The sequence below is a fragment of the Nocardia fodinahabitans genome (assembly GCF_052983615.1).
On the sequence record NZ_JBRJJC010000001.1, the window covers coordinates 453,371 to 474,720 of the forward strand.

Sequence of the window (21,350 nt, forward strand, 5' to 3'; positions counted from 1 at the left end):
GGTCCAACCTATCTGTTCCGGTTCGTGTGCCCCGCGTCAGGGTCGCGGCACTGCGACGGCTCACAACGCGGGGCGAGGCGTGCTAGGGCAGGCGTTGACGATAGAGCAAACTGACCACGACGCCGGCGGCGATGAACAACATACCGAGCAGCAGCCACGGCCTGCTCGCGTCGCCGCGGGTGGTCTCGTAGCCGATCTGTTCCTCGAGTGTGTCGTAGACGGCCCGCAGTTCGGCCAGCGAAGAGGCGGTGTAGAACTCGCCGCCGGACAGCTTGGCGATCTCCTGCAGCGAGGCGTTGTCCACGGGCACCTTCACCCGCTGCGAACCCTTGCCGTCGGAGTCCGGGATCTCGACGGTGCCCCATTCGGTGCCGAAGGAGATCGTGGAGACCGGGATGTTCTTGTTCTTGGCGAGCCGGGCGGCGGTGAAGCCGTGCCGCGGATTGTCGACGTCCTTGTCGTCGGGCACGGTCTGCTTACCGTCCGACATCAGCACGATGCGGGCGGGCGGCGGGGTCTCCGCGCCGCCGAGCACGGCGGCCAGGGTGTCGATCGACTGCAGGGCGGTCAGGATGCCCTCGCCGGTCGCGGTGCGCTCGGCCAGCTTGATGTTGTCGATCGAGTGCTTGACGGCCTCGCGATTGGTCGTGGGCGACACCATCACCGACGCGGTACCGGCGAAAGTGACGAAACCGAGGTTGATGCCCGGCGTCAGGCCGTCGACGAATTCCTTACCGGCCTTCTGCGCGACCTGCAGCCGGTTCGGCTCCACGTCGGTCGCCTCCATCGACAGCGACACGTCCATCACCAACACGACGGTCGCGCGGTTGCGCGGCACCTTCTGCACGGCGGTGGGTCCGGCGGCGGCGACGGTGAGCAGCACCAGGCCCGCGAGGATCAGCGCGATCGGCACGTGCCGCATCGGGCTCGGTCGCGACGGGGCGACCCGCTCGAGCACGGACATGTTGCCGAACTGCAGCATCCGCTTGTGCCTGGCCCGCTGGACCAGCACGTAGCCGAGCGCCAGCAGGGCGACGACGACGAGGAAACCGAGCCAGACGACGGCCGTGAAATGCGAAATACTCACTGGCGAGGCACCCGCCCGCTCGGGGCGCCGAGGCTGTGGCGCCGGGTGGACACGAACCGGACCACGTCGGCGATCCAGTCCCGATCGGTCTGCAGCGACAGCACCGGCGCGCCGCAGCTGCGCAGCGCCTGCTGCACCTGGCCGCGCTGGGCCTGGGCGGCGGCCGCGAAATCGGCACGCAGCGTGGGGGTGACGCTGAACTCGCGGGTGCGACCCGATTCCGGGTCGTGCAGCACCACGTCGCCGCCGTCGGGCAGCGCGACATCGAGCGGGTCGAGCACCTCCACCGCGAGCAGGTCGTGGCGCGCCGAGATCGCGCGCAGTGAGCGCTGCCAGTCGACATCACCGAGGAAGTCGCTGATCACCACGGCCAGACCACGTTTGCGCTGCGGACGGCGCAGCGACTCGATGCCCGCTTTGAGATCACCACGCACACCGTCGCGGGCGTGCGGGGTGGTCGCGATACCGCGCAGCATGGTCTGCGCGTGCAGGCGACCGCTGCGCGCGGGGATGCGCACGAGATGCTGGCCGGTCGCGACGACGGCGCCGATGCGATTGCCGCCGCCGGAGGTGAGATGGGTGATCGCCGCGGCCGCGGCGATCGCGAGATCGCGCTTCTGCACCCGGCCGGTACCGAAATCCAGGCTCGACGACAGGTCGACGACGAGCCAGGTCTCGAGCTCGCGATCGGCGATCATCTGCCGCACGTGCGGATGGGTGGTGCGGGCGGTGACCGACCAATCCATCTGCCGCACATCGTCACCCGGCTGGTACAGGCGCGCCTCGCCCGGTTCCGAGCCCGGCCCGGGAATGAGCCCCTGGTGATCGCCGTGCAGGACACCGTCGAGACGGCGCCGCACCGTCAGTTCGAGCGTCTTCAGCGCGGCGGCCAGCTTCGCGTCGGTCAGTTCACCGGCACGGAACGACGGCGGCGCGTGGGACGACATGGGCGCGCGGACAACGGGTTCCGGCGCACTCACTGGGGCGCGACGTGGCCGGCGGGCTGGGACTGCTGCCCGTTCACCGGCTGCGGCACGGGCTGTTGCTGGGCGGGCGGCTGGGGCACCGCGGGCGGCTGCGGCGCGGCCTGGCCGCCGACGGCCTGGGGCGCGACCTGCGGCAGGCCGACGGTCTGCAGCACCCGCTTGATGACGTCTTCGGGGGTGACCTCGTCGGCGAGCGCGTCGTAGGACAGCACCAGACGGTGCCGCAGCACGTCCGGGATCACCTCGACGACGTCCTGCGGCACCACGTAGTCACGGCCGCGGATCAGGGCGACCGCGCGCGCGGCGGCGATGATGCCGAGGCTGGCACGCGGCGAGGCGCCGTAGGAGATCCAGCTGGCGACTTCGGGCATGCCGAACTCGGCGGGCGTGCGGGTCGCGGTGATCACGCGGACGACGTAGTCGACCAGCGCGTGGTGCACGAAGACGTTGGCGGCCAGCTTCTGCAGCCGGATGATGTCCTCGGGCGCGAGGATCTGCTTGGGCTCCGGCGGGGTCACGCCCATCCGGTAGATGATCTCGCGCTCTTCCTCGACCGAGGGGTAGTCGACGACGACCTTGAACAGGAAGCGGTCGCGCTGGGCCTCGGGCAGCGGGTACACGCCCTCGCTCTCGATCGGGTTCTGGGTCGCCATGACCAGGAACGGATCGGGCATCGGGTAGGTCTTGCCGCCGATCGACAGCTTGCGCTCGGCCATCACCTCGAGCAACGCCGACTGCACCTTCGCGGGCGCGCGGTTGATCTCGTCGGCGAGGACGAAGTTCGCCACGACCGGGCCGAGCTCGGTGTCGAACTCCTCGCGGCCCTGGCGGTAGATGCGGGTACCGATGAGGTCGGTGGGCACCAGGTCGGGCGTGAACTGCACGCGCGAGAACGAGCCGCCGACGACCTTGGCGAAGGTTTCCACGGCGAGGGTCTTCGCGACACCGGGCACACCCTCGAGCAGCACGTGGCCGCGCGACAGCACGCCGACGAGCAGCCGCTCGACGAGGCGATCCTGGCCGACGATGACCCGTTTGACCTCGTAGATCGCCTTCTCGAGAGTCTGGACGTCACGCTCCAGGGTGCTCGGCGTTGCCGTACCGGCGTCCTTCGCCAGCTTCGGCCCGCTCACACCTTCCGTCGAAGTCACCAACATCCCCGCTTTCGCTTTGGTCCTGTGCGTGCCGCCCCAACTATTCCAGGTAATCGCCCGGTATGCCGCAACCGGCCAGGAGTAGACCGGAATTCGTCATGCCGGTGACGGGGCTCACGCGCGTCGGCCGATCGCGAGCCCAGACGGCCGAACCGGCCACTACCAGCGACGATACCGGCTCACTCGGTGACGATGCGGACCGCGTAGGGCATGATGCCGTCCTCGCGGACCGGCGAAATCTTCACGACGTCACCGGATTCGGGGGCCTCGATCATCTTCCCGTTGCCCAGGTAGAGCGCGACGTGCGCGCTGCCGCCGGGTCCCCAGAACAGCATGTCGCCGCGTTCCCGGTCCTCGACGTCGACGCGGGTACCCGCGTTGTACTGATAGCCGCTGTAGTGCGGCAGCGAGACACCGATGCCGGCGAAGGCGTAGAGCATCAGGCCCGAGCAGTCGAAGCCCACCTTGTTGTAGTCGCCGTGCGCGTCGGCGGTGCCACCGTCACGGATGCCCAGGGTGGGTCCGTCCTCGTCGCCGCCGCCCCAGGCGTAGGTGACGCCGAGTTGCGACATCGCCCGGTCGATCACCGTCTCGATCGCGGCCGATCCGGTGACCTGTGGTTTCGTCGGTCTGGGCTGGGTCTTGCGCGGCGAAGCCGGCGTGGATTCGAGTTCGGTGTGCGGGCGCTGGCCCTCGCCGAGCCGGGCGGCGCGGTCGCGCGCGGCCTGATCGGCGGCCGCGCGCTGGGCGGCGGCGTTGGCGGCGGCGAGCAGCGCGGTCACCTCGGCCTGGCGCTGATCGTCCCAGGCCAGGAACACCTCGCGCTGGCTCTGCAAGCCCGCCACGGTCTGGCGGGCGACATCGAGCGCGGACTGCGCGGCGGCGCGGTCACGCTGGAGGTTGTCGCGGGTCACGCTCTGGCTGTCGTACTCGGACTTGGCCACGGCCACCGCGTTCTGGGCGGCGTTCTTCTTCTGCTCGGCGGCGTCGGCGGCGCTGTCGGCGTCGGCCTTGGCCTGGCGGGCCGCGGCGTTCTGATTGGCCTGCGCGATTTGGGTGCGGCGCAGGTCGTCGAGCACCTGGCGCTGGTTCTTCGACACCATGCTCAGCACCTGCGCCCGATCCATCGCGGCATCGGGAGTCGAGGAGGCCAGGTAGGTGACGACCGAGCTGTTCACCGGCCGCACGTAGGCCTGGGTCGCGAGCTGATCGAAATCCTGGCGGGCCACACCGACTTTCGCGCCCGCGTCGGCCAGCAGCGCCTGGGAGTCGGTGACCGCGGCCGCGGCCGCGTCGGCGGCGTCGCGGGCGGTCTGCAGGTCGACCAGCGCCTGGTTGACCGCCTCGCGTTTGGCGGCGAGCACGTCGTCGAGGGCCCGCAGCTGCTGATCGGCCGCGGCGACCCGGTTGATCAGTACCCCGATCTCGCCGACCCGCGCGTCGACCTGGGCACCGGCGCCCGCGATCTCACCGTCGGAGGGATTGGGTGGCGGCGGTGGCACCGCCGCCACCGGCCCCGCAGTCGCGAGGACCGCCAGCGCCATCAGCAATCCTGCCGCTACCAGTAATAGACCTGGTTCGTCCTGCCTGCCCGCACCGCGCACGGCACCTCCGAGTGACTCGACTCGACATACGCCACCGGCGCATCAGCCCACCCATCGACCACAGGAGTCGACTAATGCCCCCTGTACCACTGCTTTCACGATCGTGATCACCGCAACCGTACGACACATAGTTCACAAAGGAAACATCAGCCACAGAATGACAGGGGTGTAATTTACCGATTGCCCGAAATTAGCCTTACGGGCGACAGGTTTGCATGCAGGAAAACAGACCGGAGGTCTGGAAATGTGACGAAAGGGAAACCTGTTACTCGGGGGATCCCGCACCGGGGCGCGCCGTGGCGACCGCATCCCGCTCGTCGGCCTCGGGCCCGCGACGGACCTTCACGAGGTACAGGCTGGCGATCACCAGCGCAGTGAGCGTCAGCAACACGGCCGTGATCACCCCCCAGGACACGCCTTCGGGCTCCTCGAGCCGGCCGACGAAAGCCTGCACGGCCTCCTCGGGATGGTTGCCCTTGTACTTGGCGGCGTCCTCGGCCCACTCGAGCCGGACCCGGCTGATGCCGTCGCTGTAGGTGCCGATCCAGTCGTCACTGAAGACCGCGACGGTGCCCTGCGTGCTTTTGCCCACCTCGGTGGCGAGGTCACGTAGGCTCGAGTCGTGGCCGGGGTTACCGGGAACGACGACGACGCTGAGCGGGATCCCCTCGGATCGCGCCTGGGCGACGATCGCCGCCAGTTTCTCCTGGTTCACGCCTTTGGGAGCGGCGACATGATTGTCGGCCAGATCGGACCGGACACTGCTCAGCACGGTGTTCGGCGGCAGTTCGGCGGCCATCGGCGCAAAGGTGTGCAAGACGGTCATCTTCCATCCGGTCTGTCGAGCCTCGGCCGCCTACGTTGCGACGGGCATCCAACACTGCAGGGTGAGCGTCAACGCGTCATTCCCCGACTCGCTCGACTGGCACAGTAGCCGACCGTGCGCGCGGACACGCTCACACGGCTCGCCCAACCGCCCCCACGTCTTTCATAGGACAAGCGTACTGTTAGGCTCGTACGGCGAGGAAACCGGCGCTCACGGCGCCGAACCCCTCCGAAGACGCGAGTCGCCGGCACAGCCCCGCCGGCGGCACACCCTCACAGATGAGTGGAGCTGACGTGACGAAGATTGATACCTTCGGCGCCAAAGGCACGCTCGAGGTCGGAAGCAACTCCTACGAGATCTTCCGTCTCTCGGCTGTTCCCGGCACCGAGAAGCTGCCCTACGCCCTGAAGGTGCTGGCGGAGAACCTGCTGCGCACCGAGGACGGCGCCAACATCACCGCCGATCACATCCGCGCGATCGCGAACTGGGACCCCTCGGCGCAGCCGAGCGTCGAGATCCAGTTCACCCCCGCGCGCGTGATCATGCAGGACTTCACCGGCGTGCCCTGCATCGTCGACCTCGCCACCATGCGTGAGGCCGTCACCACCCTCGGTGGCGACCCCAGCAAGGTGAACCCGCTCTCCCCCGCCGACATGGTCATCGACCACTCGGTGATCCTGGATGTCTTCGGTCGCGCGGACGCGCTGGAGCGCAACGTCGAGCTCGAGTACGAGCGCAACGGCGAGCGCTACCAGTTCCTGCGCTGGGGCCAGGGCGCCTTCGACGACTTCAAGGTCGTCCCCCCGGGCATGGGCATCGTCCACCAGGTCAACATCGAGTACCTGGCCCCCACCGTCATGGTCCGCAACGGCCAGGCCTACCCCGACACCTGCGTCGGCACCGACTCGCACACCACCATGGTCAACGGCCTGGGCGTGCTGGGCTGGGGCGTGGGTGGCATCGAGGCCGAGGCCGCGATGCTGGGCCAGCCGGTCTCCATGCTGATCCCGCGCGTCGTCGGCTTCAAGCTGACCGGTGAGATCAAGCCGGGCGTCACCGCCACCGACGTGGTGCTGACGGTGACCGACATGCTGCGCAAGCACGGCGTCGTCGGCAAGTTCGTCGAGTTCTACGGCGCCGGTGTGTCCGAGGTGCCGCTGGCCAACCGCGCCACCCTGGGCAACATGAGCCCCGAATTCGGCTCCACCGCGGCGATCTTCCCGATCGACGAGGAGACCATCAACTACCTGCGCCTGACCGGCCGCACCGACGAGCAGCTCGCGCTCGTCGAGGCGTACGCCAAGGAACAGGGCATGTGGCACGACGCCGACAACGAGCCCGCGTACTCGGAGTACCTGGAGCTGGACCTGGGCACCGTCGTGCCGTCCATCGCCGGCCCGAAGCGCCCGCAGGACCGCATCCTGCTCAGCGAGTCCAAGAGCGCTTTCCGCTCCGACATCGTCAACTACGTGGGCCAGGGCGAGCTGACCGCGCTGGACGAGGCCGGCGAGGAGTCCTTCCCCGCGTCGGATTCGGTCGCCGTGTCCGCCAGCGCCGCCGACGACACCTACACCCCGGCCCACTCGGCCGCCAAGGGTGCCAACGGCCGTCCGTCCAAGCCGATCCAGGTGCGCTCGGCCGAGCGCGGTGACTTCGTCCTCGATCACGGCGCCGTCGTGGTCGCGGGTATCACCTCCTGCACCAACACCTCCAACCCGTCGGTCATGCTGGGCGCCGCCCTGCTCGCCCGCAACGCGGTGGAGAAGGGTCTGTCGTCCAAGCCGTGGGTGAAGACCAACATGGCGCCGGGCTCGCAGGTCGTCTCCGACTACTACGAGAAGGCCGGCCTGTGGCCCTACCTGGAGAAGCTGGGCTTCTACGTCGGTGGCTACGGCTGCACCACCTGCATCGGTAACACCGGCCCGCTGCCCGAGGAGATCTCGGCCGCGATCAACGACAACGACCTCTCGGTCACCGCCGTGCTGTCGGGTAACCGCAACTTCGAGGGTCGCATCTCGCCCGACGTGAAGATGAACTACCTGGCCTCCCCGCCGCTGGTCATCGCCTACGCGCTCGCGGGCACCATGGACTTCGACTTCGAGACCGACGCCCTCGGCCAGGACACCGACGGCAACGACGTCTTCCTGAAGGACATCTGGCCCTCGGCCCAGGAGATCGACGACACCATCAAGGCGTCGATCAGCCAGGACATGTTCCGCAACTCCTACGCCACCGTCTTCGACGGCGACGCCCGCTGGCAGGGCCTGGCCACCCCGGAGGGCGACACCTTCGCGTGGGACGAGAAGTCGACCTACGTCCGCAAGGCGCCGTACTTCGACGGCATGTCGATGGACCCGAGCCCCGTCACCGACATCAAGGGCGCCCGCGTCCTGGCGCTGCTGGGCGACTCGGTCACCACCGACCACATCTCCCCGGCAGGCCCGATCAAGCCCGGCACCCCCGCCGCGCAGTACCTCGACGCCAACGGTGTGGCCCGCAAGGACTACAACTCGCTGGGCTCGCGTCGCGGTAACCACGAGGTGATGATCCGCGGCACCTTCGCCAACATCCGGCTGCGCAACCAGCTGCTCGACGACGTCTCGGGTGGTTACACCCGCGACTTCACCCAGGAAGGCGGCCCGCAGGCGTTCATCTACGACGCCTCGCAGAACTACCAGGCCGCCGGCATCCCGCTGGTCGTGCTCGGTGGCAAGGAATACGGTTCGGGCTCCTCGCGTGACTGGGCCGCCAAGGGCACCAGCCTGCTGGGCGTGAAGGCCGTCATCACCGAGTCGTTCGAGCGCATCCACCGCTCCAACCTGATCGGCATGGGCGTTGTGCCGCTGCAGTTCCCGGCCGGCCAGTCGGCCGCGTCGCTGGGCCTGACCGGCACCGAGACCTTCGACATCGAGGGCATCACCGCCCTCAACGAGGGTGTCACCCCGAAGACCGTCAAGGTCACCGCCACCGCGGAAGACGGCAAGGTCACCACGTTCGACGCGGTCGTCCGCATCGACACCCCCGGTGAGGCCGACTACTACCGCAACGGCGGCATCCTGCAGTACGTCCTGCGCAACATGATCCGCGGCTGAAATCATGCGCCGCTTCGCGGCGGGGTCCGGGGCCTCGTGACCCCGCCGCCGGACACTCGAGACTTGCGCCTGCGGCGCATGCGCTTCGAGTGCCCGGCGGCGGGGCGGCCCCGGACGTCGCTCGTCGGGCTCACTCCCGACAGGGTGGGTTCCTGCTCGGACCTCATCCACAATTGCTCGGCTACAAGCCAATTCGTCATCGACCCCCGCTCCGCACTCCGGGGCGGGGGTCGGCGTATCGTCAGTCGGAGGACTCATGCCCAAGGTCAGCGACGACCACCTCGCCGCCCGCCGCAGCCAGATCCTCGACGGCGCACGACGCTGCTTCGCCGAATACGGCTACGACGGCGCCACGGTGCGCCGTCTGGAAGAGGCCATCGGTCTCTCGCGCGGCGCCATCTTCCATCACTTCCGGGACAAGGACGCGCTGTTCTTCGCCCTGGCCAAGGACGACGCCGAGCGCATGGCCGAAGTCGCGGCCAACCAGGGCATCGTGCAGGTCATGCGCGATATGCTCGCCCGCCCCGAGGAATTCAACTGGCTGGGCACCCGCCTCGAGATCGCCCGCCGGGTCCGCACCGACCCCGAGTTCCGCGCGGGCTGGACCCAGCGCTCGGCCGAACTCACCGCGGCCACCCTGGCCCGTCTGGAACGCCGCAAGGCCGCGGGCGCGCTACGTGACGACGTCCCCACCGACGTCCTGCTCGGCTACCTGGACCTCGTGCTGGACGGTTTGATCGCCCGCATCGCCTCCGGCCACACCGACGACAACCTCTCCGCCGTCCTCGATCTCGTCGAAGCCTCCGTCCGCCGCCGCGACTGAGCACCGAAACCCGAACCGCCGCACCGTTCTTCGGACACCGCGGCGGTTCTTTCGCGTCCACCACCCGCCGCCGAACGACCGATTGCGCCCCGTGGGATCTACGACGGCGATGGTTGCGCCGTCCGGGATCGACTAGCCCTCGAGGCTCCGCAGCATGATGCGCGCGATGCGATCCAGCGCCGCCCGATCGGCGGGGTCGAGCACCGACAGCATGCGCGTCTCGTTCTCGGTGTGCGCGCCGACCACGACGTCGACGAGCGCGCGCCCCTCGTCGGTGAGCGCGACCCGCACCGCCCTGCGGTCGCCCTGATCGGCGCTCCGGCGCACCAGCCCGGCCGCTTCCAGCCGATCGATGCGCCCGGTCATCCCGGCCCGCGACAGCATCAGCGTGTCGGCGAGGACCGAGGGGTTGAGTTCGCACGGACCGCCCGAACGGCGCAGTGCCGCAAGCACATCGAACTCACCACGCTGCAATCCGTGCGCGGTGAATACGGCTTCGATGCGGGCCGTCGCCACAACCATCAGCCTGCCGAGCCTGCCGAAGACGGCCATCGCCGCCAGGTCGAGGTCGGGGCGTTCGCGACGCCACTGGGCGGCGATGGCATCGACGGCATCCGGATCATCCATGGACACGATTCTATTCGCCACGATATAGTTCGGTAGCGAATTATCAACCAGCGAATGGAATCGCCATGACGAACGCCCGCGACATCGCCCTCTGCCTGCCCGACGACGCGGAGACCCTCGGTACCGGCTCCGTGCGGATCCGCCTGCTCACCGACGCCGACGCCAGCGACGGCACCGTCAGCACGCTGGAGGTCACCATGGCGCAGGGCGCCGACGGCGCGGCGCCGCACTTCCACACCCGCTCCGACGAACTGTTCTACGTCGCCGACGGCGAACTCCAGGTACTGGCGGGCGATCGCATCCGCACCGTCGGCGCAGGCGGCTCCCTGGTGGTCCCCCGCCACATGCCGCACGCCTTCGGCGCCACCCCCGACAGCGGCGCCCGCATCCTCATCGCCCTGATGCCCGGCGTGCAGCGCTTCGAGTACTTCCGCCTGCTCGACCGCCTGCTCCACGGCGAGGCGACCCACGACGAATTCGTCGCCGCCCAAGAGGAGTTCGACAACCACTTCGTCGACGCCCCCGATTGGTGGGCCGAACGCAACGCCCATCGGCGCTGACCCGCGGCCATACCGAACCATGCGGTCTGTGGCGCAGATTGCAGGCGACTCGGGAACAACGTCGGCGAAGCCGCCGGTTATACGCCGTATGACGTTCTCCGTACCGGTCCTCGTCCGCGGCTACGAGCTCGACACCCAGGGCCACCTGAACCACGCCGTCTACCACCAGTACGGCGAACACGCCCGCTGGGAGCTGATACGGGCGGCGGGTATCCCGCAGGACAAGTTCTTCGCCAGTGGGATCGGCGCGGTCGTCCTCGAGTCGACGATCAAGTACCGGCGCGAGCTGCGCGGCGGCGACGAGGTGACCGTGACGGCCACCTGCGAGTGGGACGGCGGCAAGGTCTTCCGCTTCCACCACCAGATCATCAAGCTCGACGGCACGGTGTCGGCGGAGATCACCGTGGTCGCGGGCGCGATGGACCTGACCTCGCGCAAGCTGGTCGCCGACCCCGCCGAACACTTCCGCGGCCTGGCCGAGCGCCCGGAGCTCCTCGGCCTCTGAGGCGGACGACACGGCCCGCATCGCCCAGCAATCTCGCGGCGATGCGGGCCGTCGCCGTACCCGCCATCGTTAGCTGATCGATTGCCGGTACGACGCGGCGATCCGCGGTCGAGTTGTCCGAAATTCTCTCCCCGCTAGGCGATCACGCGCCGCTCGGCGGTTTGCCCGGGGCTCCGCAAATCTCGCGAACCGGCTCGGTGACGCCCGCTCGCGCGCTATGATCCGTAGCACCTTCGGGGGTTCTGGCAAATCGCGAGCAGACGAGAAGATCGGAGTGAGTGCCCATGACCGACGCCATCCACCTCCCCGCTACCGCGTCGTCCCGAGATCGGGGCCCCGCCTTGCGCGGGTTGCTGGTGGCCGAGTCCGATCGCGACATCTCGGTCCGGGTCGACGGTGGTACGTGGACCTTCGACCGGCGTGATGTCGTGCGGCTCACCGAAGACCGCGCCGCGGGGGAACGGCAGGTGTGCGTCGACATCCGTCCGGGCGCGACCGCCGACTTCACCCGCCGGATGCGGGTGGAACTCGTCGACCGGCCCATCACACTGGCGCCCGAGCCGTCCGAGGCGCTCGGTGACGACCTGCTGGCCCAGGCCACCCGCGCCTGGGCGACCAAGCTGCGGATCGCGGAGCGCGGCGGTGTCACCGGCGCCACGTTCACCTTCCGCGACGGCATCAACTGCGACAGCCTCGACTGAACGGCCCACGGTCATGGAACGCGCGACCGACGCGGTGCTCATCGTGTCCGAAACCGACGACCTGCACGCCGATGCGCTGGCCGCCACGTTACGAGAACACCACGGGCTCGACCCGGTCCGGCTGGATCTGCGCGACTTCCCCCGAGAGACAGGCAGTTTCCGGCTCGACAAGGCGGGCACCAACCGCGCGCTCGCCCACATCCACGGTCTCGACGACGTGCGCGCGGTCTGGTGGCGCAGGCCGCACCCGTGCCTGGTGCCGCACGGCGTGCGCGCCGCCGACGACGAGTTCCGCCAGGCCGAGTGCGACGGTTTCCTGCAGGGCATGCTGTGGTCGATCCCGGCGTACTGGATCAACGATCCGGCCGCCGAGCGCACCGCCAGCCGCAAGATCGTGCAACTGGAGACGGCGCAGCGGGCCGGGTTCGTCATCCCGGAGACGCTGATCACCAACGATCCGGACGAGGCCCGCAGTTTCGTCGAATCCCGTTCCGGCCCAGTGGTGTACAAACGCACGGGCACCGGGCGCGGCGAGTTCTCCGAGACCCGGATCATCACCAGACCGGAGCTGAGCAGGCTCGGCTCGATCCGGTCGACCCCGACGACGTTCCAGGACTACGTCGAGGCCAGCTGCGATCTGCGGGTGGTGTGGGTCGACGGCATCGAGTGGTCGGTGCGCATCGATTCGCAGGCCGGGGTCGGCCGGGTCGATTCCCGGCTCGACACCTCGGTCGGCTTCGCCCACGACCGGCTGCCCGCCTCGGTCAGCAAGTCGCTGGCCACCCTGATGGGCGCCCTCGGGCTGAGCTTCGGCGTCGTCGACCTGCGGCTGGGCAACGACGGCGAGTACTACTTCCTCGAGGTCAACCCACAGGGGCAGTTCGCCTATCTCGAGATCAAGACGGGCCTGCCGCTGTTCAGTAGTCTGGCGAACCTGCTGGTGCGCGGGGACGGCGCGGTCCCCGGCTGGTGAGGGCCGCTCAGTCGGCCGGATTCTTGCGCCGGTTGGCGCCACCGCGGCCGCGCAACTCGACGTGCGATTCGACCAGCACATTGTGAATGAAGCCGTACGAGCGGCCCGTAGCCCTGGCCAGCGAGCGGATGCTCGCACCCGCCTCGTACTGCTTCTTCAGCTGGGACTGCAACCGGTCCCGGGACTTGCCCGTGACCCGGGTGCCCTTTCCCAGCGCGGCCTTGCCGATCGTCGATTTACCCTTGGCCGACCTAGCGGCCTGTCTCGCACTGTCGCTCATGGCTTCCTCCGAGTCGCCGAGCAGCTGATTCCAGGCTAGACACTCCGGAGTCGGTGATCAACGAAAACAGTGATGAAACTCACCCGAGTGCCGCGAGTTCCCTCCCGACACAGCGTTTCACGCGCGACACACCGCCGTTATGGCCCTGACCGGGCCCGCGAGGTGACGCTGCGCTACCGCCTCGGGCCCTGACGGCTCAGGCGAGGTCGATCAACTCGGCGTATTCCTTCGACCAGTGGTCCTCGGTGCCGTCCGGCAGCAGGATGACGCGTTCCGGGTTCAGCGCTTCGGCCGCGCCCGGGTCGTGGGTCACCAGGACGACGGCGCCGGCGTAGGTGCGCAGCGCCTCGAGCACCTGCTCACGCGAGATCGGGTCGAGGTTGTTGGTCGGCTCGTCGAGCAGCAGCACGTTGGCCGCCGAGGACACCAGCCCGGCCAGCGCCAAACGGGTCTTCTCACCACCGGAGAGCGTGCCCGCGGGCTGCTCGAGCTGCGGGCCGGTGAACATGAAGGCGCCGAGCAGGCTGCGCAGCTCCTGCTCGCCCGCGTCCGGGGACGCGTGCCGGATGTTCTCCCACACCGTCGCCTGATCGTCGAGGGTGTCGTGCTCCTGGGCGAAGTAGCCGACCTTGAGGCCGCGGCCCTGCTCGACGCCGCCCGAGGTGGGTGTCTCGACGCCGGCGAGCAGCTTGAGCATCGTCGTCTTACCCGCGCCGTTGAGGCCGAGCACGACGACGCGGCTGCCCTTGTCGACGGCGAAGTTGACGCCGGTGAAGATCTCCAGCGATCCGTAGAGCTTGGTCAGGTTGTTCACCATCAGCGGGGTCTTGCTGCACGGCGCGGGCTCGGGGAAGCGGATGCGGGCGACCTTGTCGGCCACACGCACGTCGTCGAGCTCCGAGATCAACCGCTCGGCCCGGCGCACCATCTGGTGTGCCGCAGCGGCTTTGGTGGCCTTGGCGCCGAGCTTGGCGGCCTGCTGACGCAGCGCACTCGCCTTCTTCTCGGCGTTGGCGCGCTCGCGAACGCGACGCTGTTCGTCGGTGGCGCGGGCGTCGAGGTACTTCTTCCAGCCCATGTTGTAGACATCGGGCTCGCCGCGCACCGCGTCGAGGAACCACACCTTGTTGACCACGGCCTCGAGCAGTTCCACATCGTGGCTGATCACGATCAGACCGCCGTCGTGGTTCTGCAGGAACCCGCGCAGCCAGGTGATGGAGTCGGCGTCGAGGTGGTTGGTTGGCTCGTCGAGCAGCAGGATGCGATCGGAGCGACCGCCCGAGCCGTCGGAGGCGGAGAACAGGATGCGGGCCAGCTCGATGCGGCGGCGCTGACCGCCGGAGAGGGTGCGCAGCTGCTGGCCGAGGACCCGGTCGGGCAGACCGAGGCTGTTGCAGATGCGGGCGGCCTCGCTCTCGGCGACGTACCCGCCGAGCGAGGAGAACTGGTCCTCGAGGCGGCCGTACTTGCGGATCGCCTTCTCGCGTTCCTTCTCGTCGGCCACCTCGGCCATCAGCGCCTGCTGCTTCTCCATGTCCCGGATCAGGGTGTCCAGGCCGCGTGCGGAGAGCACCCGGTCGCGGGCGATCACATCGAGATCGCCTTCCTTGGGGTCCTGCGGCAGGTAGCCGATCTCGGTGGAACGCGTGATCTTGCCTGCGTACGGCTCACCCGCACCCGCGAGGATGCGCAAGGTGGTGGTCTTGCCCGCGCCGTTGCGCCCGACCAGTCCGATCCGGTCGCCGGACTGCACCCGCAGCGCCGGCCCCGGGGCCGAGAGCAGGGTGCGGACTCCGGCCCGGACCTCCAGGTCGGTCGCCGTGATCACAGGGCTTCTCCTCGTGTCGAAAAAGAATGGTGAGCGCCGATTCGACCCATCGTGCACCGTCGAAGTCGGCAAGAACCACTTATTTTACCGTCCGCCGACTCGGCGGCCGAACCGGCGCCGCCGGGTGTGAGCGTGGTTACTCTCGTCGCATGACAACCGATCTACTGGGCAGGACCGCCCTCGTCACCGGAGCGAGCCGCGGCATCGGCCTGGCCACCGCCGCCGAACTCCTGCGCCGCGGGGCCAACGTGCTGATCACCGCGCGCAAAGCCGAGCCGCTGGCGGCCGCGGCCACCGAGCTGCGCGCCCTCGGGCACACGGGGCAGGTGAGCGCCCTGGCGGGCAACGCCGGCGACGCCGATTCCCGCGCCGAGGCCGTGGCCAGGGCGGTCACCGAGTTCGGTTCGCTCGACATCCTGGTCAACAACACCGGCATCAACCCGGTGTACGGCGCGCTGATGGACGCCGATCTGGGCGCGGTCGGCAAGATCTTCGACGTGAACGTGGTGGCCTCGCTCGGCTACGTCCAGCAGGCCTACCGGGCGTGGATGGCCGAGCACGGCGGCGCGATCGTCAACGTCGCCAGCGTGGCCGGTATCCGGTCCTCGGGCGTCATCTCGGCCTACGGCGCCTCCAAGGCGGCGCTGATCCGGCTCACCGAGGAGCTGGCCTGGCAGCTGGGCCCGAGCATCCGCGTCAACGCGGTGGCGCCGGGCGTGGTGAAGACCAAGTTCGCCGACGCGCTGTACTCGGCCGACGAGGATCGCGCGGCGAGTGTCTACCCCTTGAAGCGCCTCGGTGTCCCCGAGGACGTCGCCAAGCTGATCGCGTTCCTGGTCTCCGACGAGGCCGCCTGGATCACCGGCGACTGCGTCCGGGTCGACGGCGGCCTGCTCGCCACCGGCGGCATCTGACGCACACGAAAGGCGGCATCGGTTCCCACGGAAACCGATGCCGCCCAGCCGAACTACGACGCCCTGGTCAGTCCGCGGACTCGCGTCCGGCGGCGGCCAGCCCCTCCTCGGCGCGGGCCGCTTGCGCGCGCGCGAGCGGATCGTTGACCAGCGTCTCGGTGCCGGTCACCGGCCTGCCGGTGGTGACGCCCAGCGGATCACGCACGGGGACATCGTGTTTCAGCGACCGGCCGGCGCCGCCGCTCTCGTCCAGGCCCCACCTGTCGTGCAGGCGGCGCAGGAATTCCGGCGCGTACCAGTTGGCCTCACCGAGCACCTTCATCGCGGCGGGCAGCAGGAAGCCGCGCACCAGGGTGGCGTCGACGATGACCGCCAGCGGCAGACCGATGCCGAAGGCCTTCATGAAGGTGATGTCGGAGGCCAGGAAGCCGAGGAACACCACCGATATCAGGATCGCGGCGGCGGTGACGATGCGGCCGACCCGCTCCAGGCCGAGGGCGACGGCGGTGTCGTTCTTGCCGGTGCGGTCGTACTCCTCGCGGATGCGCGAGAGCAGGAACACCTGGTAGTCCATCGCCAGGCCGAAAGCGGCGGCGAACAGCATCACGGGCACGGTCGCGGCCAGATCACCGGTGACGGTGAAGCCGAGCAGCCCGGACAGGTGCCCGTCCTGGAAGATCCACACCAGCGCGCCGAAGGTCGCGGTCAGGCTGAGCGCGCTCAGCACCACCGCGAGCACGGGCAGCACCACGCTGCCGGTGAGCGCGAACAGCACGATCAGCATCAGGATCACCACGAAACCGAGCGCCCAGGGCAGGGCGTCCTCGATGGCGGCGATGGAGTCGACATTGGCCGCCGGAACGCCGCCGACCAGCAGCTCGCTCGGCGTCTCGACCGCACGCACCTGACCGACCAGCTCCGACAGCGCCGCGCTCTCGGTGGTGGTGGGCACGATGGACAGGTAGACGCCCCGATCCGCCCGGAACCGGGCGTTGGCCACGGTGGGACCGGCGAGCAGACCGCCCTGGGCGTAGCTGCCGGTCGCGGTGTCGACCCGGCGCACGTGCGCCAGATCCGACAGCTGCCGGGCGATGGCGTCCAATCCCGCCGCGCTGTAGGCGCTCTCGGGCAGCACGGCGACGAGGGGGTTCTGGTCGCTCTCGCTGAAGTCGGCGTGCACGATCTCGGTGACCTGACGGGAGGGCATCGACTCCGGCAGGCTCCGCTCGTCCGGGAAGCCGAGGTGCACGCCGAGGAACGGCGCGCCCAGGATCAGCAGCAGCGCGGTCACGGCCAGGCCGATCGGGATCGGCTTGCGCATCACCGCGGTGGCCAGCTTGTGCCAGGCGCCCTCGCCGGGGGCGGGGCGCGGCGCCCGCAGGAACCACCAGCCGAGCTGGCCCTTGTCGATGCGGGTGCCGAGCAGCAGCAGCGTGGCGGGCAGCACGGTCAGCGAGACCGTCGCGGCCAGCGCCGCCACGAGGATGCCCGCGTATCCCATCGACCGGATCGCCAGCAGCGGGAAGAACAGCAGGCCGGCGAGCGCGACGGCCACCGTCAGCGCCGAGAACACGACTGTGCGGCCCGCGGTGCGCAGGGTGGTCGCCACCGCACCGGCGGGGGTGCGGCCCTCGGACAGTTCGTCGCGATAGCGGTTGACGATCAGCAGGCTGTAGTCGATGGCGAGACCGAGGCCGAGCAGGGTGGCCACATTGGTCGCGCTGACCGAGAGCGGGGTGAACAGGGTGAGTACCCACAGCGCGCCCATGGTCGTCAGCACGGTGAGGAACGCGATCAGCAGCGGCAGGCTCGCGGCGACCAGCCCGCCGAAGACGAACAGCAACGCGATCAGCGTGAGCGGGAAGGCGATCGCCTCGCCCTTGGCGATGTCGCGCTTGCCCTGTTCGACGGTCTCGTGCATGAGCATGGCGAAGCCGCCGGCCCGCACCTGCAGCGTCCCCTGGGTTCCGCTGAGTTCGCCGGCGATGGCGGCGACGCGCTCGTCGATCTCGCGTTCGCTGCCGAGCACGCTGGCCACGATGAGGCCCTGCTTGCCGTCGACACTGCGCAGCGCGGGCTGGTGGGTGGTCCAGTAGGAGGCGACGTCGGTGACGCCCTCGCGTTCCTGCAGGTTGGCGACCAGTGCCGTTGCCGCCGCGGTGGATTCGGGGTCGTCGACCGAGGACTCCGTCTGCACCAGCAGCAGCAGATTCGGCGGCGTCTGCCCGAACTCCTCGCGCAGCACCTCGAGCGCTCTGCTGGATTCGCTGCCCGGGTCGGTGTACCCGCCGCCCTCCACCCGCTCGAACAGCGTGGCCCCGAGTGCGCCGAGCACCACCGCAAGTACCGCGAACACGCCGAGCACCCAGCGGCTGCGCCGCTTGGTGAATTCGAACACCGATATTCCCCTAACTAGTCACGCAACTGGGCGGCACGCACGTCGACGCGCGGGGCCGGGGGAACTCCCGGCCGGTCCGCCTCGTCGGCCCGATCCTGTTGCCGGGTGGGCGCGTTCGCTCGGCGATGGTAGCAACTTCGTGGCGCCGCCGCCGGGCCTCGGGCCGACCGTGCGCATACCCGCCGGATCCGGGTCAGCGACCGGTCCGCTACACCGGACCGCGCGGCCCCGGCTCGCCGAGCTCGACGCACCACGATCCAACCCGTCGCGCGGTGGTGATCAGGCCGATCTCAACCGATTCCGGCCACCGCGGTCACCAGGGTGCGGCGCAGGTGCGGGGGCAGCGCGGCGAACAGCGCGCGCATCGCCGCGAGTGTGCCGCGCAGGTCGTCACCGGACAGGTACGACCGTTGCCGTGTGGTGGGGAGCTCGAAGAAGGCGTCGAAGAAGACCGCGACGTCGCGCGGGGGGAGCGCCAGCAGTGCCCGCAGTCCCGCCCGGCGCAGGGCGGCCACGGCGCGCGCCTGGCCGGTCCACGGCGTCGCGCCCGCGACGACGAGGTCGGCGGCGCGCAGCGAGGCGGCGACGCTGTACCCGGTGGCGGGATGAGTCAGGCCACCGGCGGCCCCGAACCGGCCTCCGCCCGGCCTGCCACCCTCCACGGGGAAGCGCACCCGTTCGACCGGTTCCGCACCGGTGAACGCGATGCCGCGGGCGCGCAGGCGGTGTTCCAGCCTGCGCCGCAGGACCTCGGTGCGCAGGGCGGGTCTGCCCGCGAGGCAGGTTTCCTCGAACAGCATCGTGTCCGCGCCGAGCGGGACGACGTAGAGGAACGAGGCCGGATCGTCCGGGCCCGCGCCGTTGTCCCGGCGCCAGTCCATGAACAGGGCGGGCTGGTCGGCGCCGCGGGAATCGCGGCGGACGACGATGCCGTAGGCGGTCTGCTCGGCACGGCGTGCCGACCTGGCCAGTCCGCGCGCATCGATCACCCGGCCCGCTCGGGTGAGTCCGCCCGCCGTGCGGACCGTGCCCGCCCGCGCGTCCAGGTCGACCACCAGGTCGGCGATCACCTCCGCGCCGTCGACGCTCAGCGATCGCTGCAGTGCCGCGGTGTCGAGTACCTGATAGGCCCGGTCGAGGCGGTGCTCCCCGACCGCCCAGGCCGTCGGCCGGTCGACGGTCGCGGCGACGGCGGCGGGGTCGAGCCAGTCCGGTAGTTCGTCGGCCCAGGCGGCATAGGTCGGCGTCCAGATGCGGTCGGGGTGCGGGTCGATCACCGTCACCGACAGGCCGCGGGTCAGGGCGCGATGGGCCACCGCCCGGCCGGCGGGGCCGAGTCCACAGACGATCACCTCGGCGTGCACCCGTCGATTGGATCAGACGCGACGAATTCAAGCACCGCCGCGTCACGGACGGGCACCGGTTCGGCGGCGTCCGCTCGCCCCCGCGCGATATATCGGCCATCATGGGGAAATGAGATCGATCTGGAAGGGCTCGATCGCATTCGGGCTGGTCAATGTCCCGGTCAAGGTCTACACCGCGACCGAGGACCACGATATTCGGTTCCATCAGGTCCACGCCAAGGACGGCGGCCGGATCAAATACGACCGTGTCTGCCAGGTGTGCGGCAATTCCGTCCAGTATTCCGACATCGACAAGGCCTACGTCTCCCCCGACGGCGACCAGGTCGTACTCACCGACGCCGATTTCGCGAAACTTCCCGCGGCGGAGAAACACGAGATCCCGGTGCTGGAATTCGTGCCGTCCGAGCAGATCGACCCGGTGCTGTTCGACAAGAGCTACTACCTCGAACCGGATTCGGCCACGCCCAAGGCGTACCAATTACTGGCCGCCACCCTCGAACGCATCGACAAGACCGCGCTGGTGCACTTCACGCTGCGGCAGAAGACCCGGCTGGCGGCGCTGCGGGTGCGCGACGGCGTGCTCGTGCTGCAGACCCTGCTGTGGCCCGACGAGGTGCGTGCCGTCGACTTCCCCGCCCTCGACGACGCCCCGGCGCCGCGCCCGCAGGAATTGAAGATGGCCGAAACACTGGTCGAGTCGATGTCGGGTGATTTCGATCCCACCGAATACACCGACGAATATCAGATCGAATTGCAGAAACTCCTCGACGAGGCGATCGCCAGCGGGTCCGGCAAGGTCGAGGCCGCCGCGACGGCCGAACCCGCCGAACAACCCGATGCCGAGGTCGTCGATCTGGTCGCCGCCCTGCAACGCAGTCTCGAGGCGAGCGGCCGCCGCGATGCCGAGGCGGCGCCCGCGCCCGCGAAGAAGGCGGCGAAGAAAGCATCGGCGAAGAAAGCGGCACCGCGCAAAGCCGCGGCGAAGAAATCCACGGACAGCAAGACCGCGGCGCGCAAGGGCGCGTAGGGCAGACTGGCGTGCATGGACTCCTCGATCGCTGTCGTGCCGATGGGGCTGGGACATCTGCGTCAAGTCCTCGATCTCGGCCACCAGGTGTTCGACACGACCACCAAGCCCTACACCTCGTGGTCGCTCACGGCGGTCGCCGAGCATCTGGACAGCCCCGACAACGCCTGCTGGGTCGCCCTGGACTCCGACCGGGTCGTCGGCTTCGTGCTCGGCTCGATGGAATTCGAGCACCGCGACGACTGGGCCTACCTCGAATGGATCGCCGTCGCGCCCGATATGCAGGGCCACGGCATCGCCCGGCGGCTGGTGAACGTGTGCTCCGAGGCGCTGTTCGCACGCGGCGCCCGCCATATCGTCACCGATGTCGAGGACCGCAACAGCGCCTCGGCCGCCCTGATGACCAGTACCGGCTTCGTGCCCGCCGCGACCGTCACCCTGCTCGTGCGCCCGAACCCCGACGAGGCCGGCGGCGAGCAGCCGTTGCCGCCGATGTCGGCCACCACCCGCCACGATCTCATCCGGCGCGGCAGGCTGTCGGTGGAGCACCCGCGCCGCTGAGCGGAGTGCCGCCATGGCGGCACCGCTGGACCGGCCTATT

The 21,350-nt window shown here is 69.5% G+C and carries 19 protein-coding genes; 9 read left to right on the forward strand and 10 right to left on the reverse strand.

Annotated elements, in window-relative coordinates:
- Nucleotides 1-82: 82 nt before the first annotated feature.
- The 5 genes from NV348_RS02095 to NV348_RS02115 form a co-directional block, all read right to left on the reverse strand.
- Complete coding sequence (locus NV348_RS02095; RefSeq protein ID WP_447145430.1) at nt 83-1,087, reverse strand: VWA domain-containing protein; 1,005 nt, start codon at nt 1,085-1,087, stop codon at nt 83-85.
- A complete protein-coding gene (locus tag NV348_RS02100; protein ID WP_447145431.1) occupies nt 1,084-2,034 on the reverse strand; it encodes a DUF58 domain-containing protein in 951 nt (316 codons plus the stop codon). Before NV348_RS02100 ends, NV348_RS02095 begins: the two co-directional genes overlap by 4 nt.
- A gap of 29 nt (nt 2,035-2,063) precedes the next feature.
- Nucleotides 2,064-3,230, reverse strand: coding sequence for a chaperone MoxR1 (gene moxR1 / locus NV348_RS02105; protein ID WP_447145432.1), 1,167 nt, complete (start codon nt 3,228-3,230; stop codon nt 2,064-2,066).
- Between the two features lie 176 nt (nt 3,231-3,406).
- The gene (locus NV348_RS02110; RefSeq protein ID WP_447145433.1) at nt 3,407-4,771 is read right to left on the reverse strand and encodes an NlpC/P60 family protein; all 1,365 of its coding nucleotides are present in this window, start codon (nt 4,769-4,771) and stop codon (nt 3,407-3,409) included.
- Between the two features lie 325 nt (nt 4,772-5,096).
- Nucleotides 5,097-5,630, reverse strand: a complete 534-nt coding sequence (locus NV348_RS02115) for an Rv1476 family membrane protein (protein WP_447145434.1) — start codon at nt 5,628-5,630, stop codon at nt 5,097-5,099.
- Between the two features lie 305 nt (nt 5,631-5,935).
- On the opposite strand from NV348_RS02115, the gene acnA reads away from it, so the two are divergent.
- Nucleotides 5,936-8,749 carry an aconitate hydratase AcnA gene (gene acnA, locus NV348_RS02120; RefSeq protein ID WP_447145435.1) on the forward strand — a complete coding sequence of 938 codons (2,814 nt, stop codon included), beginning with the start codon at nt 5,936-5,938 and terminating at the stop codon, nt 8,747-8,749.
- Nucleotides 8,750-9,005: 256 nt separating this feature from the next.
- Nucleotides 9,006-9,572: a TetR/AcrR family transcriptional regulator gene (locus NV348_RS02125; RefSeq protein WP_019047713.1), complete on the forward strand. Its 567-nt coding sequence runs from the start codon at nt 9,006-9,008 to the stop codon at nt 9,570-9,572.
- A 132-nt stretch (nt 9,573-9,704) separates the two neighbouring features.
- Here the strand turns inward: NV348_RS02125 and NV348_RS02130 are convergent, their stop codons facing one another.
- A complete protein-coding gene (locus NV348_RS02130; protein ID WP_447145436.1) occupies nt 9,705-10,199 on the reverse strand; it encodes a MarR family winged helix-turn-helix transcriptional regulator in 495 nt (164 codons plus the stop codon).
- Between the two features lie 65 nt (nt 10,200-10,264).
- On the opposite strand from NV348_RS02130, the gene NV348_RS02135 reads away from it, so the two are divergent.
- The 4 genes from NV348_RS02135 to NV348_RS02150 all read left to right on the forward strand — a co-directional run bounded on the left by NV348_RS02135 (nt 10,265) and on the right by NV348_RS02150 (nt 12,938).
- Nucleotides 10,265-10,759: a cupin domain-containing protein gene (locus NV348_RS02135; protein ID WP_447145437.1), complete on the forward strand. Its 495-nt coding sequence runs from the start codon at nt 10,265-10,267 to the stop codon at nt 10,757-10,759.
- A gap of 88 nt (nt 10,760-10,847) precedes the next feature.
- Nucleotides 10,848-11,264, forward strand: a complete 417-nt coding sequence (locus tag NV348_RS02140; protein WP_447145438.1) for an acyl-CoA thioesterase — start codon at nt 10,848-10,850, stop codon at nt 11,262-11,264.
- Nucleotides 11,265-11,548: 284 nt separating this feature from the next.
- Nucleotides 11,549-11,965, forward strand: a complete 417-nt coding sequence (locus tag NV348_RS02145) for a hypothetical protein (protein WP_447145439.1) — start codon at nt 11,549-11,551, stop codon at nt 11,963-11,965.
- Between the two features lie 13 nt (nt 11,966-11,978).
- Entirely contained in the window at nt 11,979-12,938 is a 960-nt protein-coding gene (locus tag NV348_RS02150; protein WP_447145440.1) for an MvdC/MvdD family ATP grasp protein, read from the forward strand.
- A 7-nt stretch (nt 12,939-12,945) separates the two neighbouring features.
- On the opposite strand, the gene NV348_RS02155 is transcribed toward NV348_RS02150, so the two are convergent.
- Together NV348_RS02155 and NV348_RS02160 are read right to left on the reverse strand one after the other, a co-directional pair.
- A complete protein-coding gene (locus NV348_RS02155; protein WP_447145441.1) occupies nt 12,946-13,218 on the reverse strand; it encodes a helix-turn-helix domain-containing protein in 273 nt (90 codons plus the stop codon).
- Nucleotides 13,219-13,414: 196 nt separating this feature from the next.
- Nucleotides 13,415-15,046 (reverse strand): ABC-F family ATP-binding cassette domain-containing protein, encoded by a 1,632-nt coding sequence (locus NV348_RS02160; RefSeq protein ID WP_447145442.1) that lies wholly within the window; start codon nt 15,044-15,046, stop codon nt 13,415-13,417.
- Between the two features lie 149 nt (nt 15,047-15,195).
- Here NV348_RS02160 and NV348_RS02165 point away from each other — a divergent pair, with 149 nt between their 5' ends.
- A complete protein-coding gene (locus NV348_RS02165) occupies nt 15,196-15,960 on the forward strand; it encodes an SDR family oxidoreductase (protein WP_447145443.1) in 765 nt (254 codons plus the stop codon).
- Between the two features lie 67 nt (nt 15,961-16,027).
- Here NV348_RS02165 and NV348_RS02170 read toward each other — a convergent pair whose 3' ends face one another.
- Nucleotides 16,028-18,358 (reverse strand): MMPL family transporter, encoded by a 2,331-nt coding sequence (locus tag NV348_RS02170; RefSeq protein ID WP_447145444.1) that lies wholly within the window; start codon nt 18,356-18,358, stop codon nt 16,028-16,030.
- A 290-nt stretch (nt 18,359-18,648) separates the two neighbouring features.
- Nucleotides 18,649-19,722 (reverse strand): lycopene cyclase family protein, encoded by a 1,074-nt coding sequence (locus tag NV348_RS02175; RefSeq protein ID WP_447145445.1) that lies wholly within the window; start codon nt 19,720-19,722, stop codon nt 18,649-18,651.
- A gap of 109 nt (nt 19,723-19,831) precedes the next feature.
- On the opposite strand from NV348_RS02175, the gene ku reads away from it, so the two are divergent.
- Both ku and NV348_RS02185 read left to right on the forward strand, forming a co-directional pair.
- Entirely contained in the window at nt 19,832-20,749 is a 918-nt protein-coding gene (gene ku / locus NV348_RS02180; RefSeq protein ID WP_447145446.1) for a non-homologous end joining protein Ku, read from the forward strand.
- Between the two features lie 15 nt (nt 20,750-20,764).
- Nucleotides 20,765-21,310 (forward strand): GNAT family N-acetyltransferase, encoded by a 546-nt coding sequence (locus NV348_RS02185; RefSeq protein WP_218718217.1) that lies wholly within the window; start codon nt 20,765-20,767, stop codon nt 21,308-21,310.
- The last annotated feature ends 40 nt before the right edge of the window (nt 21,311-21,350 follow it).

What these genes read in the sequence shown, in the direction of transcription:
- NV348_RS02100 (WP_447145431.1), bottom strand. Translation starts at nt 2,034, where the DNA reads ATGTCGTCCCACGCGCCGCCGTCGTTCCGTGCCGGTGAACTGACCGAC.
- moxR1 (WP_447145432.1), bottom strand. Translation starts at nt 3,230, where the DNA reads ATGTTGGTGACTTCGACGGAAGGTGTGAGCGGGCCGAAGCTGGCGAAG.
- NV348_RS02110 (WP_447145433.1), bottom strand. Translation starts at nt 4,771, where the DNA reads ATGGCGCTGGCGGTCCTCGCGACTGCGGGGCCGGTGGCGGCGGTGCCA.
- NV348_RS02115 (WP_447145434.1), bottom strand. Translation starts at nt 5,630, where the DNA reads ATGGCCGCCGAACTGCCGCCGAACACCGTGCTGAGCAGTGTCCGGTCC.
- acnA (WP_447145435.1), top strand. Translation starts at nt 5,936, where the DNA reads ATGAGTGGAGCTGACGTGACGAAGATTGATACCTTCGGCGCCAAAGGC.
- NV348_RS02125 (WP_019047713.1), top strand. Translation starts at nt 9,006, where the DNA reads ATGCCCAAGGTCAGCGACGACCACCTCGCCGCCCGCCGCAGCCAGATC.
- NV348_RS02130 (WP_447145436.1), bottom strand. Translation starts at nt 10,199, where the DNA reads ATGGATGATCCGGATGCCGTCGATGCCATCGCCGCCCAGTGGCGTCGC.
- NV348_RS02135 (WP_447145437.1), top strand. Translation starts at nt 10,265, where the DNA reads ATGACGAACGCCCGCGACATCGCCCTCTGCCTGCCCGACGACGCGGAG.
- NV348_RS02140 (WP_447145438.1), top strand. Translation starts at nt 10,848, where the DNA reads ATGACGTTCTCCGTACCGGTCCTCGTCCGCGGCTACGAGCTCGACACC.
- NV348_RS02145 (WP_447145439.1), top strand. Translation starts at nt 11,549, where the DNA reads ATGACCGACGCCATCCACCTCCCCGCTACCGCGTCGTCCCGAGATCGG.
- NV348_RS02150 (WP_447145440.1), top strand. Translation starts at nt 11,979, where the DNA reads ATGGAACGCGCGACCGACGCGGTGCTCATCGTGTCCGAAACCGACGAC.
- NV348_RS02155 (WP_447145441.1), bottom strand. Translation starts at nt 13,218, where the DNA reads ATGAGCGACAGTGCGAGACAGGCCGCTAGGTCGGCCAAGGGTAAATCG.
- NV348_RS02165 (WP_447145443.1), top strand. Translation starts at nt 15,196, where the DNA reads ATGACAACCGATCTACTGGGCAGGACCGCCCTCGTCACCGGAGCGAGC.
- ku (WP_447145446.1), top strand. Translation starts at nt 19,832, where the DNA reads ATGAGATCGATCTGGAAGGGCTCGATCGCATTCGGGCTGGTCAATGTC.
- NV348_RS02185 (WP_218718217.1), top strand. Translation starts at nt 20,765, where the DNA reads ATGGACTCCTCGATCGCTGTCGTGCCGATGGGGCTGGGACATCTGCGT.